Origin of the sequence: Bordetella genomosp. 4, assembly GCF_002261185.1 — a bacterium.
In the GTDB taxonomy this organism is placed as follows: Bacteria; Pseudomonadota; Gammaproteobacteria; order Burkholderiales; family Burkholderiaceae_B; genus Bordetella_A.
This window is the reverse complement of record NZ_NEVQ01000020.1, coordinates 111,002-123,810: the sequence shown is the minus strand read 5'-3', so window position 1 is coordinate 123,810 and position 12,809 is coordinate 111,002. Positions and strand designations below refer to the sequence as shown.

The 12,809-nt window shown below is 59.1% G+C and carries 13 protein-coding genes; 2 read left to right on the top strand and 11 right to left on the bottom strand.

The window, feature by feature from the left end; genetic code table 11:
• Positions 1 to 148: 148 nt before the first annotated feature.
• The 8 genes from CAL20_RS20090 to CAL20_RS20055 form a co-directional block, all read right to left on the bottom strand.
• Positions 149 to 1,501 carry an MmgE/PrpD family protein gene (locus CAL20_RS20090; RefSeq protein WP_094822833.1) on the bottom strand — a complete coding sequence of 451 codons (1,353 nt, stop codon included), beginning with the start codon at positions 1,499 to 1,501 and terminating at the stop codon, positions 149 to 151.
• 74 nt (positions 1,502 to 1,575) lie between these two features.
• A complete protein-coding gene (locus tag CAL20_RS20085; RefSeq protein ID WP_094822832.1) occupies positions 1,576 to 2,442 on the bottom strand; it encodes a polysaccharide deacetylase family protein in 867 nt (288 codons plus the stop codon).
• A gap of 14 nt (positions 2,443 to 2,456) precedes the next feature.
• Positions 2,457 to 3,206, bottom strand: a complete 750-nt coding sequence (locus CAL20_RS20080; protein ID WP_094822831.1) for an ABC transporter ATP-binding protein — start codon at positions 3,204 to 3,206, stop codon at positions 2,457 to 2,459.
• Between the two features lie 7 nt (positions 3,207 to 3,213).
• Positions 3,214 to 4,032, bottom strand: coding sequence for an ABC transporter permease (locus tag CAL20_RS20075; protein ID WP_373558314.1), 819 nt, complete (start codon positions 4,030 to 4,032; stop codon positions 3,214 to 3,216).
• 91 nt (positions 4,033 to 4,123) lie between these two features.
• Positions 4,124 to 5,101, bottom strand: a complete 978-nt coding sequence (locus tag CAL20_RS20070) for an ABC transporter substrate-binding protein (RefSeq protein WP_094822829.1) — start codon at positions 5,099 to 5,101, stop codon at positions 4,124 to 4,126.
• Between the two features lie 76 nt (positions 5,102 to 5,177).
• Positions 5,178 to 5,981: an enoyl-CoA hydratase gene (locus tag CAL20_RS20065; protein WP_094822828.1), complete on the bottom strand. Its 804-nt coding sequence runs from the start codon at positions 5,979 to 5,981 to the stop codon at positions 5,178 to 5,180.
• A gap of 16 nt (positions 5,982 to 5,997) precedes the next feature.
• Positions 5,998 to 7,194 (bottom strand): CaiB/BaiF CoA transferase family protein, encoded by a 1,197-nt coding sequence (locus CAL20_RS20060; RefSeq protein WP_094822827.1) that lies wholly within the window; start codon positions 7,192 to 7,194, stop codon positions 5,998 to 6,000.
• Positions 7,182 to 8,576, bottom strand: coding sequence for an amidase (locus CAL20_RS20055; protein ID WP_094822826.1), 1,395 nt, complete (start codon positions 8,574 to 8,576; stop codon positions 7,182 to 7,184). The genes CAL20_RS20060 and CAL20_RS20055 overlap by 13 nt, the downstream gene beginning before the upstream one ends.
• A gap of 278 nt (positions 8,577 to 8,854) precedes the next feature.
• Between CAL20_RS20055 and CAL20_RS20045 the strand changes: the two genes are divergently transcribed.
• On the top strand, positions 8,855 to 9,526 hold the full coding sequence (locus CAL20_RS20045; protein ID WP_094822881.1) for a GntR family transcriptional regulator: 672 nt from the start codon (positions 8,855 to 8,857) through the stop codon (positions 9,524 to 9,526).
• Positions 9,527 to 9,586: 60 nt separating this feature from the next.
• Here CAL20_RS20045 and CAL20_RS20040 read toward each other — a convergent pair whose 3' ends face one another.
• Positions 9,587 to 10,336 carry an SDR family NAD(P)-dependent oxidoreductase gene (locus CAL20_RS20040; protein WP_094822824.1) on the bottom strand — a complete coding sequence of 250 codons (750 nt, stop codon included), beginning with the start codon at positions 10,334 to 10,336 and terminating at the stop codon, positions 9,587 to 9,589.
• A 105-nt stretch (positions 10,337 to 10,441) separates the two neighbouring features.
• On the opposite strand from CAL20_RS20040, the gene CAL20_RS20035 reads away from it, so the two are divergent.
• A complete protein-coding gene (locus CAL20_RS20035) occupies positions 10,442 to 11,362 on the top strand; it encodes a LysR family transcriptional regulator (RefSeq protein ID WP_094822823.1) in 921 nt (306 codons plus the stop codon).
• A gap of 44 nt (positions 11,363 to 11,406) precedes the next feature.
• On the opposite strand, the gene CAL20_RS20030 is transcribed toward CAL20_RS20035, so the two are convergent.
• Together CAL20_RS20030 and CAL20_RS20025 are read right to left on the bottom strand one after the other, a co-directional pair.
• Complete coding sequence (locus CAL20_RS20030; RefSeq protein WP_094822822.1) at positions 11,407 to 12,159, bottom strand: anti-sigma factor family protein; 753 nt, start codon at positions 12,157 to 12,159, stop codon at positions 11,407 to 11,409.
• Entirely contained in the window at positions 12,156 to 12,710 is a 555-nt protein-coding gene (locus CAL20_RS20025; protein WP_373558313.1) for a sigma-70 family RNA polymerase sigma factor, read from the bottom strand. Before CAL20_RS20025 ends, CAL20_RS20030 begins: the two co-directional genes overlap by 4 nt.
• Positions 12,711 to 12,809 lie beyond the last annotated feature (99 nt).

Genomic DNA, 12,809 nt, shown 5'->3' with positions numbered 1-12,809 from the left:
CCCTCACCCTGAATAGCCCGGCCTGGCAGCAAGAATCGTGCCGCAGTCTTGCCGCGAAGCATTCCCGTCCATTTACCTGGAATGCGCCACTCAGGCAAGTATTTTATTCGGGTCCCCGCAATTCCCAGCATAATCAGCCTCACGCTGGCTATGAGCTCGGCGGTATACCCCTGGGCCGTAAGGGGGATAGCCTGGCCACTCCCGCTCCTGTTGTGTCCTGCGTCAGCGCGCAGGTCTGCGCCAGCCGCGCATGGCGCTCGGATTCCTGCCATCCCGCGCTTGCCAATGCGCTATCCGCAATGGCAAACAACGCAGTCTCGCTTAAAGGGCATTCCGGATCGCCTAGCGTGTCGTGCACTGCATGACTCAAGCATTGTCCGTTGTGCCAGTACACCGTCACCCGGGCACCGAAATGGAGCGGGTAGCGTTGGCAGAATTCGGCATCGGCGGCCAGGCAGGTCGTCTTGCGCAACGTGGAAATCTGCGGGTTCGCGATGGCGGGTGCATCGAACGATGCCGGTGAGGGGGCACCTTCACAGAGCGCGACGGCCACGCCGTGCTGCAAACTGAACCGTGCCTGAGCGGCATCGATCGGATCGGGGCGATCACAAAACGCAATCGCATCGTTGTAGGTACGGATCTCTATGTGCCGCACTTGCGTCCAAGGCAGCGGGTCGGCCTGGGAGGACCATGCATCGCGCAGGCCGAGTGCGGCATGGATGGCCGGATGAGCATGGCGGCAGGCTGACCAGGGCTTGAAGCTGGTTGCGTGGATCTGCCAGTCGCCGCCCAGCGCTGCGGTCAACATCTCCGGCCGCGCGTCGGGACAGGCCGCAGCGAAGAATCCCTTTTCTCCCTCAAAGGCAAGAGCGGGGCCGCGCAAGCCTGCCTGGGCCAAATAGGCGGCTTGTACTCCCGTTTGTGCAGTACGTGACAGGTGCCAGGGTTTTGCATCGCATGGGTCGAGCCGCGTTTGCCATAGTCCGGATGTCTGTACCAGCGCAAGACGGATAGCGTGTGCCGTTTGCTCGGCACTCAGGCATAGCAGGTACGCCGCGGTAACGGCGGCGCCCACCGCTCCGCATGTGGACGTGTTGTGCCAGTAACGGTAGTGTGTGGGCCCGACACTCATGCCCAAGCGAATCATCGCTTCGTAACCACGCACCATTGCGTCGAGAGTCGCCTGTCCACTGGCCCTGTTCTGGCGGGCAACGGCCAGCGCGGTAGGGGCAATGACGGGGGCTGGATGCACCAGCGCCTGACGATGCGTGTCATCCATTTCGAAAAGACTGCCCAGGCTGGCCTCGAACAATAGCGTATGCCACGGGTCGTCAGCCGATGACAAGGCCTTCAAGCCCTGCCAGAACGGCAGGGCAGACGGCGCTGACGCCGCCAATGCGGCGGCGCCGGTCCACGCCACCAGGTGCAAACTGGCACGTTCGCGATCGCCTGCGCAAATCGGGCGAGCGCAGTGTTGGGCCAGCCGGTCGGCGAGCGTCATGTTGTTTGCCGCGCTGCGTCTGTACGAGCGTAGATCGCGAGGTGTATATCGCGGTTATGAGTCACAGGCATGTTTTACCTCTCTTGGCCAATGAACCAATCAGCTATGGCGCTGCCAGTCATGAAGACCACCTGCGGATGCTGCATTAATAGATCCAGCATTTCTTCGAAATAGCCAAAGCGGTGCGGTACTCCCATCAAATGGGGGTGAAGGCCGAGCGCCAACACTCTGGGCTGCCTTTCGATCTCGCGCTCGAAAAGCGCGAGCGCGCGCTGCAGGCGCAGCAGGAACTCGGGCGATGAATGTTTTTCAACCGCGTAAATGACCGAGTCGTTCAGTTCGAGGTTGTAGGGCATCTGAATGAGACGGCCTTCTTTGACCTTCATCCAATGGGGCAGGTCGTCGATGACCCAGTCGCAAACATAATCGACTCCATTGGCGGCCAGAATGTCGGCAGTATCGTATGTTTCGCGCAATCCCGGGCTGAGCCAACCGCGCGTGCGTTGGCCGGTGAACGATTTGATTTTCTCCAGGCATGACTGGATTGTTTCGAGTTCGGAGCCGCCATGGTTGATCGATTTCTGGTGCATGCCGTGACCGATGAATTCCCAGCCGGCGTGCAGCATGGCTTGTGCGGCGCGTGGATAGGCGTCGATCACACTGGCGTTGCAACTCGTTGACGCAGGCAGGCCGCGGGACGTGATGGCCTCCAGTATGCGCGGCAAGCCAGCTCGCATGCCATAGTCTGCCCAGCTGAAGTTCGGCACGTCCGGTACTGTTTCCTTCCCATGCGGCGGAGTGATGATGGTTCGCGGCATGGGCTGATCGAGGCTCCAGTTTTCGACATTGACCACCAGGTGCACGAGAATCTTGCCTGCCGCCGGAGGTGTCAACGGGGGGCGATCATTTGAAAACGCATAGGGAACTCTAGGATTTGCCATGATGGTGGTCCAGGTCAGTGACGCATCTGTTGCATGATGTCGCGCTTTAGGCCGTTGAATACCTCGCTGGTGATGAGATCGAGGCTGCGCGGACGTTCGATCGGAACGGTGATTCGAGTGGCGATGCGCCCTGGACGGGCGGACATGACATAAATCGTATCGGCCAGCAGGATGGCTTCATCGATGTCGTGGGTCACAAAGACCACGGTTGTTCGCAGCTTTTGCCAAACCGACAGCAGCAGTTCCTGCATGGTCAAGCGAGTCTGCGCATCGAGGGCGCCGAATGGTTCGTCCATCAATAGCACCTTCGATCCCAGCGTCAGCACACGGGCGATGCCTACGCGTTGGCGCATGCCTCCGGACAATTGCACTGGCAGGTGTTTTTTAAATGCGGACAGCCCCGTGATGTTCAACATGTCTTCGGCCCGTTCGACATATTCCTTCTTGGGCTTTCCTGCAATCTTTGGACCGAATACGACGTTTTCCCAGACATTCAACCAAGGGAATAGCGCCGCTTCCTGAAAGACTACGCCGCGGGCAGGCCCTGGGGATGCGACGGGTTCGCCGCCGACTTTCAAAGTGCCGGACGACGGTGTTTCGAAACCGGCGATGAGGTTCAATAGCGTGGATTTTCCACAGCCGGATGGGCCCAGCAGCGCGACAAACTCACCTGCCTCGACCGTCAAATCAATGTTGTCCAGCGCCTGGACTGGGGAGGCGCCGCCGTAGGTCTTGCTGAGGTCATTTACAAAAATATCAGACATGGGTTTCTCAATGATTTTGCAGCATGCGCCATACCAGGACCTTGCGTTCCACCGCGACGATCAATCGGTCGCTGATGAAGCCCATCAATCCAATGGACGCCATATCCGCCAGCACGATGTCCATGCGGCCGACGTAATACGCGTCCCACAATACGTAGCCCAGCCCCGATTTCACGGCCACCATCTCCGAGACGATGACCGCGGTCCACGAAATGCCCAACCCGATACGCAGGCCCGTGAAGATCGAGGGCATGGCCGCGGGCAGCACGACTCGGCGCAGCAACTGGCTCGATGAGGCTCCCATCATCGAGGCCGCACGAACCAGATTTCGATCAATGTCGCGCGCGCCTTGCGTGGTGTTTACGACGATGGCGTAAAAACCCCCGAGGAAAATGAGAAAGATTGAGCCCATATCGCGAATACCGAATACGGCAATCGAAAACGGCAGCCATGCCGTGATCGGGATGGGCCGCAGGCCTTGTACCATCGGGTCCAGTGTCAGGGATGCGATACGGCTCCAGCCGATCGCCAACCCTAGCGGTATACCCAGCAGCATCGCCAAGGCAAAGCCCTGGATCACGCGCATGGTGGAGTACTGAACGTTGCTGAGCCAGGTTCCCAGATAGGGATTCAGTCCCATTCCCGCTTCGGCGAAGATCCAGTCATACCAAGCCGAGGCGACACGCGCGGGTGTGGGCACCGCACCGGCGAACTGGTCGGATTGGCCAATCACCTGCCATCCGATCAAGACAAGTACGGGCACCAATAGCGCCAGGGCGGTTCGCTTCACCGCGGCGTTATGGCGCCGATCGGCCCGCCCGGTCACGGCCGGGACGGGAATTTTTACACTTGATTCGCTCACACGCGACTCCTCTGCCCATGCTCGCTCCCTTTTGGCAACGAGCAGGGCGCAGTAATTACATGACTTCTTTCAGGAGGCTGGGATCCCAGACTTTGCTTATCTCGCCGCTGACATCTTTCGGGATGACGCCTAGTTCATTGAAGGTCTTGGCCTGGCGTTGCAATTGTTCGAGATCCAGCACGCCGCCCAGGTTGATGAGCTTGACGGATTCACGAGTGACCTCGACGGGCAGGCCGGTGTATTTCGAGTAGGTCTGTGCAAAGAGCTCTGGGTCCTTGGCCAGTTTTTCTTCCGCTGACTTGTAGGCCCACAGAAAGCACTTTACGGCTTCCCGTTTGTTGGTCACTGCATCGCGAGTCGCGGCGAGCAGGCCGAGTTCCGCGCCCACGGCTTTCGATTGGCTGTATTCGAGATTTTTGGAGAATGTCGCGGTGCCGTCGGCCACCAGCTGGGATTCGAAGGGTTCCCATAGCGCCACGGCATCGATGTCCCCACGCTTGAGCGCTTGTACGAATGCCGTACCGCCGCCCTGTATATTTACCGCCGTGAAACTATTGTATGGAACGCCTTTTTCAGCCAGTGTGGCTGCCCACTGGAACCACACCGCGGAACCCGGTGCTATGCCGATACGCTTGCCCGCGATATCCTTCCAGTCCTCGATCTTGACCCCTTTACGCGTGACGAGATATTTGGGCGACGCCGCGACGCCTGTCAGACCGACCAGTTTGTCGCTGCCCTGCGCTAGCGCAATGGCGAGATCGGCAGGGCCTATGCCCGAGATATCGACAGATCCCGACAACAATGCGGTACGCGCATCGGCATAGCGCACGAACTCAATGGGTTTGATTTCGACGTTGCACGCTTTTACGGCCTCAGGAACGTCAATAATGGGCGAGAGATGTCCCACTTTTACGAAGCCCACGGTCAGTACTTGTTTTTCCTTTGCTGGGGCAGGCTGTGGGCCTACCGCCTGGGCCAGACCGCAGTACATGCCGAGAGCGGCGGCCAACATCAACGCATTGCACTTTCTCATTTCACTTCCCCTGATCATTTATTAAGGACCGCAAGGTGTACCAACGAAGCTTCGGATGATGACTCGATATTGAACGCTATCGCCCTTTGAACTCTGGAGGGCGCTTGTCGCGAAAGGCTTGTTGCCCTTCTTGGTAATCCTGACTCAAAAAACAGGCGTCGGTGGCGGCGTCGACCTCGCTGCTCGACGGCGCGTGCTCGCCTCCCGCCAGATGACGTAATGCCAGCTTGGCTGCTCTTATCGTCAACGGCGCATTGCCAGACACTGCGGCAATACGCTCGGCTACGATTTGATCGAAATCCGTGCGAGCAAATACTTCATGCACCATTCCAATACGGGCGGCTTCGATACCGTCAAAGGTGCGGGCGGTCATAAAGAGCTCTGTGGTGCGGGCACTGCCCAGGACTTCGCGCATCCGTTGCACACCAGCGCGGGCATAACCTAATCCCAACTTGGCTGCCGGCATGCGAAAACGTGAATCATCCGTGCAATACCGCAGATCGCATGCCAACGACAGACCCATGCCTCCGCCCATGCAGATGCCGCGAATCACGGCAATAGTCGGATGCCGTGTCTCACTGAGCGCATTCTGGGCATTGTTCACCGCCAAACCATAACGCGCGATCTGCTCGGGATCATTGCGTAACGTGCCGAACTCGGAAATGTCTGCCCCCGACATAAATGCACGGTCACCTTCGCCGGTCAACACCAGCGCTCGGGTAGTTGTTGAGCGTTCCGCTTGTGCGACGATCCTAGCCATCTGTTCCCACATCGAGAGCGACATTGCATTAAATCGCGTCGTGTTGCAGATACGGATCGTGACAATGCCGTGTACCTCGTCGACTTTCAAATGCCCGGCCTGGGTATGCATTGAACTCATCTTGGTCACCTCCCGCTCAGACGGCGCCTGCGCCGCGCAGTGCCTCAATGTCCTGCTCGTCGTAGCCAATCTCGCGCAATACTTCATCGGTGTGCTCACCCCACCCAGGCGCCGTGCGGGCGATGTCGGCCGGCGTGCGTGCGAGCGTGACCGGCTGCGTAATCATGGTGCGCTGCCCTCCCTGCCAGGCGGCTACGGTCTTGGCTACCCCTAGATGCCGGACCTGTTCGTCCTCGAACATTTGCGGCACTGAATACACGGGGCCCGCAGGGACGCCTGCGGCGTTCAACCGTTGGACCCAGTCGGCCACCGTCGCCGTCATGAAAACGGCCTGGATCATTTGATTCAAGCGTTGACGATGCTTCACGCGCAGCTTTTCATTTTCGAATTCGGGATCGTCCATCCATTCGGTGTGTCCGATTGCCTCGCAAAAACGCTTCCAATTGCCTTCGCCCGATGCCCCCAAGTTGAATTGACCGTCTTTCGCGTGAAACAGGCCCATCGGACTGCTGGTCGGATGGTCGTTGCCTTCCTGGCGAGGGACGTCCCCGTCATTGAGATACCGCGCTCCTTGGAAATCCATCATCGCAATCTGTGCATGGAGCAAGGAGGTATGCAGCCATTGCCCTTGCCCGGACTGTTCGCGTTCGAGCAATGCCGTCAATATGCCGAGCGCCGCGTATAGACCGGCGCTGGAGTCAGCCACGGCCAAACCCGCGCGCACTGGGCCTTGTCCGGGAAGACCCGTAACCGACATCAGACCGCCCATACCTTGGATGATCTGATCGAACCCTGGCCGCTTGGCATACGGACCATCTTGGCCGAATCCGGAGATGCTGGCCAGAATGATGCGAGGATTGATCGATCGCAATGACTCATAATCCACACCCAGGCGTGCTTTGACATCGGGACGCCAGTTCTCCACCAGTACGTCGGCACCAGCGACCAGACGCTTGAGCACCTCCCGACCTTCGGCAGTCTTGAGATTCAAGGTCAACGATCGTTTGTTGCGGTTTAAATTTTGAAAGTCGCCGCTCCACCGGTCAGCTGCGAACATGGCCTCATTGGGGTCTATGCCCGCCGGCGGTTCGACTCGGATCACATCGGCCCCGAAGTCGGCCAGCATACGTACACAAGTCGGGCCTGCGCGCACACGCGATAAGTCCAGCACACGGAAACGCTGCAAGGCTTTTGATGCAGTTATTTGAGGCATGTCTGGTTTCTTTCTTTATTTGAAGTGGACAGAGATGAAAAGGCGTCTGGCCAACGTTGTTCTACCTGCTGTGCCCATGCGATCAGCAGCCCCTCCTTGCCCGGACGGGCGATCGCCTGGACCGAAATCGGCCGTCCGCCTATATCGCAAGCAATGGGCAGAACGATGGCGGGTAAACCCAGGTAATTCACAAAGGACATCCAACTGAACATCGCCACGAGCTCGCGTGGTTGAAAGTCGGCAGATGTCGTCGTGACAAGTCCGCTGTCTGGTACGCCGCGCGGCAGGGCAGGGGTGAGCAGGATGTCGGCATCGGCCAACGCAGTGCCCAGGAATTCCCGGCATCGGCTTGGCTGCTCGCGCCGGGCATTCAGGTACCAAATGACCGGTATGGTTGAGCCTGTCAGCGCCAGGTTGCGAACCAGGCCGGGCAGCTGTGTGTTGGCACGCAGGGCTGGTGCATGAACGCTGGCTGCTTCGGCATACAGTGATATTTCTGCCAAACGCTGCAATTCGCGCAAATCTTTTATCGAACGCTCTGCTGGAACGTTTAGTGCGCAGGCCAATGAGTCCAGCGCTTGCGCGACACCGGGCGCAAGGTCACCGGTCGGATTCGCATGTGTCCAGCTCACCGCGATGCGCAAACCGTCGCGTTGTGCCGCGTCATAGGTGGCATGCAGTTTGCGCGCTTGAACGGCGGTCAATGCACAGCTCAGGGTTACCATCAGATCCGGACCGCTGCGCGCCAGCAGTCCTACTGTGTCCAGTGAAGAGGCCAGTGGCGCCACGCCTTGCGTGGGAATCAGGCCATGGGTGGTTTTCAGCCCTACTATGCCGCAGGTCGCGGCCGGCATGCGTACCGAGCCTGCCGTATCGGTACCTAGAGAGGCGTAACACAATCCGGCCGCCACGGCGACGCCTGACCCGCTGGACGAGCCGCCCACGGCCGCAACGGGATCGATCGGATTGCGCATAGGCGGATACGCGCTGTTCTCGGCGGTTGCTCCGCTGGCGAATGGCGCCATGCCCAACATTGCCAACGGAGGGGCTCCTGCATTCGTCAGGCGTTGCACGACGGTTGCGTGCCGCCTTGCCGACCATCCTGATGGCGGACCATCCGCGCCGCAGCCGGGGAGCCGATCCGGCAGGACAAAGATATCTTTATGCGCTACGCCCACGCCGGCGAGAGGCAATGACGCATCCTGCCGTACTTTGGGCAAATCCGGTATGTGCGCGACACAATGCCAGCGATCTTCGCGCAACGCTTGCTGCTGGACGGCCAGTGCTTCGGATACGGTCAGTTCGCCGTCGCGCAACAAGGCCCGCAAGGCGCCAATGCTGGAGGGCAGTCCTGCTGGGGTTCGAAAAGCGGTCTGTGTCACGCCGATTTCCTCGGCGGTACATCACCGTCGCGCGGAGAGATCCGCCGCAAAGATCTGGCGATATTCGCGCACTCGGCCTCGCTGGCAACGATGTGCTGGAGAGAGAGGGTATGCTGCAACGCAGCAATTATGCCGTCCTCCAGGTACGGAGTCTGAGCCGACTTCACACCAGCGAGGGGGCGATTGGGTGATCTGTTCATGTATTTTCCGATATCATAAATATATTTATAAATCACTTTATAATTTTTCTATATCAGTGTTTGTATGTATTCATAAACGTGAAAATCAGCGAACAAATCCGCCTGGCTATCGAGGACGACATCCGGAACGGCGTTCTTTTGCCTGGCGACGCCATAGATGAAAATGAATTGGCAGCGCAGTTCAACGTGTCGCGCACACCGGTGCGCGAGGCGCTATTGCAGTTGAAAGTCCAAGGTATGCTGAACAGCTTGCCGCGCAACGGCATGACTGTCGCCAAAATGGACGTGCAAGAGCTGCTGGCCGTGTGGGAACTGCTGGGGGAAATGGAGGCCGTGGCCGCCCGCATGGCTTGTCAGCGGATGACGCCGCAAGAGCGTGCCGAGTTGGCACGAGTCCATGCCGAGGCGGCAGCGGTGATCGAAGCGGAAGACGCAGACGGCTGGCGTCAGGCGAATCACGACTTTCACGAGGTGCTGTACAAAGGATGCCGCAACCCGTATTTGCGCCAAGAACTGCTACGGTTGCGCGCGCGCACTGGCGCCTATTTAAAGCATGCCTTCACCGCGGTGGGTCGGTTGCGTGAGTCGTACGACCAGCACGAGGAGTTATTACAAGCGATTCTGGCGGGCGACGCGATGCTCGCTCAGGAGAAAATGTCGCATCACATCAGTCTGTCACAGAGCTCCAAAGGATTGGCGGATTTTTTGATCAATCTGCCTCGTTCCATGCTGACGCAGTCGGGGGATTGAGGGCGTGACGTCTATCACGATAGGCGAGGGGGGCGATACTGCGCCCGCTTTACTCGACTTTTAAGTTAACGCAATCCCTCCGTCAACATTCAGCGCAACTCCTGTAATGAAGCTCCCATCATTACTAGCCAGGAATAACGCAGCCCGCGCCAGCTCCTCCGGACGCCCCAAACGCCCCAGCGGAATCGCCTGCGCAACCCCCGCCTCAAACGCTGGCCGATCGGCTGAGGCAATGCCCAGCTTCGCGAGAATTGGCGTATCGACCGGTCCAGGACTAATGACGTTCACTCTGATGCCGCGGTCCTTGAATTCCAGCGCCCAACTGCGTGCAAAGGCTTCAATCGCAGCCTTTGTCCCGGCATAGACGGCGTGTCCCTCCAGGACCTTGCCGCTCGCTATCGAACTTGTCAGCAGGATCACGCCACCGTTACGCATCAGCGGCGCGATCTTCTGGACGCCGAAAAATACGGCTCGAGTGTTGGTATCGAACTGAGCGTCGTACTCTTGGATTCCGACTGCGCTCGAAGGCGTAATCGTGTTGACGCCCGCGTTTGCCATATAGATGTCAGCGCCGCCAAAGCGTTCGGCCACGAACTCTGCAACGCTGTCATGTGTGGCGAGGTCGGCTAGATCGCCAGTGACGCCCAGGGCTCTCGGCCCGAGTTCTGCGACAGTCTCATCGACCGCATCGCGCCGGCGTCCGACGATCACTACGTGTGCGCCTTCGTCGATGAAGAGCCGCGCGGTGGCAAGGCCGATACCGCTGTTGCCGCCAGTGATGATGGCGACTTTATCTGTCAGTTTGTTCACGTCAAATTTTCCTTTAGGCACGAGATGAGTGAAGCCAATGTAGTTTGGAAAAATTGGACGTAATAGTCCTACAATGGTGTTTTCATTTGTGCCGGATAGTCATCAATGGCGGTCGAACACTTTCACGGCCTCTCGGCATTTGTCCGGTCAGTCGAGGCCGGTTCATTTACAGGTGCAGCCAGGCTGCTGGGTACTACGCCGTCTGCTGTATCGAAAAGCATCGCCAGGCTGGAACAGCGCTTGGGCGTCCGATTGTTTCAGCGCTCGACCCGCGCTTTTGTTTTGACTGGCGATGGGCAGGCCTATTACGAGCGCGTCGCTCCGTTGGTGCGGGGCTTGGAAGAGGCCGGCGCGGAGCTAAAAACGCCAAATACTGCGGTCGGGACATTGCGAGTGAGCATGCCGGTCGATCTCGGGCGTTTATTGCTAGAGCCTATCACCTCGCGGCTCATGCCTCATCATCCGGCCTTGGCGCTCGATGTCAGCCTGAGCGATCGATATGTCGATCTGATCCGGGAGGGGTTTGATCTGGCATTGAGAGTTGGCACGATGATGGATAGTGGATTGCACGCCCGCAAGCTGATCGACTTGCCGCTGGTGCTCGTCGCATCCCCGCAATATCTCGCTCGGCATGGTGAGCCGCAAACGGTTGCCGATCTCGCCGCACATCGCCATGTGCGTTATCGACTAGATGGCCAGGTGTTGCCCATCATGTTGGCCAAGGGAGAGCGCGTCCCAATCGACGGGATGTTCGACGCCGATAGCGGGCAGGCGATGCGCATCGCGGCGGTCAATGGACAAGGCATTGCGCAAATCCTGAAAACGACAGTACAGGATGACCTCGACAGTGGAAGACTATGTCTTGTATTGACGCACTTGCCGCTCATGCCCGTTCCCCTGCAGGTGGTGCATGGATTCGGACGTCATCTGCCGATCAGGGCAAAGATATTCATAGATTTCATTGCCTCGCATCTCGCACCATTGGCCACGTCTACGCGCGCAAAATCACGCCGTCCGGGCCGCTGAAGCGTACGCCGAGGTGTTGGCCATTACACGTGGATTTTCGTCGCCTAGCTGCGCACCGCGTTCGACGGTGGCAGGACTTCGTCCGCTGCGCCATCACCCGCAGTCACCAATGCATAGTTGTATCCCTGTCCCGACCAATACCGAGCCAGCAGATCCCCATCGCGCCGACTGCCTCGTGGCAGAAACTGTTTGCCGGGCCCTGGTGGGCGGATGTAGAACGTCGCACGCTGTCCTGCATTGTCGTAAATCACGATTGCGGCGGGCCCTTGATCGGTTGCCAGTAGGCGAGCCGCAACGGGCTGAAAGCCGCTGGCGCTCAGATTAGGCAGGCGTTCGGCGTTAGCAAAATATTCGTCCAGCCAGCCTTGCAGATCTGCGGTATCGGCGCGCACATCGGGTTGCGGAGCATCCGCTGAAGCAAACAAACGATAGGCTTGCATGGCATCCTGCATGGGCAGTGGGCGGTTGGCAACTACCGCCGTGTCGCGCGCGCTCCAGCCAGTGACGCCGCCGATCGCCAGCGCCATGACGAGGCTGGCCGCCATCGCCAGGCGGCGCCGTGAGCGGGTGCGCAGCCGAGCGCGTACTGCCGTGGGGTCCAAGGCGGGATTCGGCGGCAGGCTATCGTGGCTACCCATTGCGCGCAGCCGCTGCGTATCGCGCTGCCAGGCGTCGAGTTCTTGCGATTCTTCAGGATGTTCCCGCAGATAGGCTTGCACGGCTTGCCGTTGTGCGGGATCAAGTTGGCCATCCACAAACGCGTTACGCGCCAGATCGTCGATAGAGCGTTCGTTCATTTCAAGATCCTCAGGTGGGACTCACCGTCCCGGCCTTCATGCAAATCGCGCAACGCCCTGCGTGCGCGGGACAGTCGAGACATCACAGTACCTAGCGGGACGTCGAACATGTCAGCGACGACCTTGTAGCTCAGGCCCTCCACACAAATCAGCCACAACAAGGTACGTTGCGCTTCGGGCAAGCGTTCGAAGGCATCCAGCGAAGCGCGTGCAATCGCCGTCCGTTCTGCCGATGGCACTGCTGCCTCGGATCCGGTGAACCAGTCGAGTAGCCGCGCATAACGGCGCGACCGCCGTTGGGAATCCAGAAACTGGCGGTACAGAATGGTGAACAACCAAGCACGTACGTTGCCTTGTGGGCGGCGGCTGGGCCAGCGCGTCAGGGCTCTTTCCAGCGCGGATTGCACCAGATCGTCAGAAGAGACGGGATCACGCGTCAAATGCAGCGCAAATCGCCGCAGCCGAGGCAATAGCTGGCGTACGACGGCATCGGACAATTCGTCCGCCTCTATCGCGTCATCATCGGAGGGTAACGCTTCGTGTATCGGCATGCGTACCGGCTGATTCATCAAATGCCTCAATAAACCCCGTATCAAACCGGGGAAGAGGGCGCGGAGAGAGAAGGAACGGCCACGCTGTTCCCGTCCAGG

Coding starts and splice junctions, on each gene's coding strand:
- CAL20_RS20090 (WP_094822833.1), bottom strand. CDS start 1,501: ATGACGCTCGCCGACCGGCTGGCCCAACACTGCGCTCGCCCGATTTGC.
- CAL20_RS20085 (WP_094822832.1), bottom strand. CDS start 2,442: ATGGCAAATCCTAGAGTTCCCTATGCGTTTTCAAATGATCGCCCCCCG.
- CAL20_RS20080 (WP_094822831.1), bottom strand. CDS start 3,206: ATGTCTGATATTTTTGTAAATGACCTCAGCAAGACCTACGGCGGCGCC.
- CAL20_RS20070 (WP_094822829.1), bottom strand. CDS start 5,101: ATGAGAAAGTGCAATGCGTTGATGTTGGCCGCCGCTCTCGGCATGTAC.
- CAL20_RS20065 (WP_094822828.1), bottom strand. CDS start 5,981: ATGAGTTCAATGCATACCCAGGCCGGGCATTTGAAAGTCGACGAGGTA.
- CAL20_RS20060 (WP_094822827.1), bottom strand. CDS start 7,194: ATGCCTCAAATAACTGCATCAAAAGCCTTGCAGCGTTTCCGTGTGCTG.
- CAL20_RS20035 (WP_094822823.1), top strand. CDS start 10,442: ATGGCGGTCGAACACTTTCACGGCCTCTCGGCATTTGTCCGGTCAGTC.
- CAL20_RS20030 (WP_094822822.1), bottom strand. CDS start 12,159: ATGAACGAACGCTCTATCGACGATCTGGCGCGTAACGCGTTTGTGGAT.
- CAL20_RS20025 (WP_373558313.1), bottom strand. CDS start 12,710: ATGCCGATACACGAAGCGTTACCCTCCGATGATGACGCGATAGAGGCG.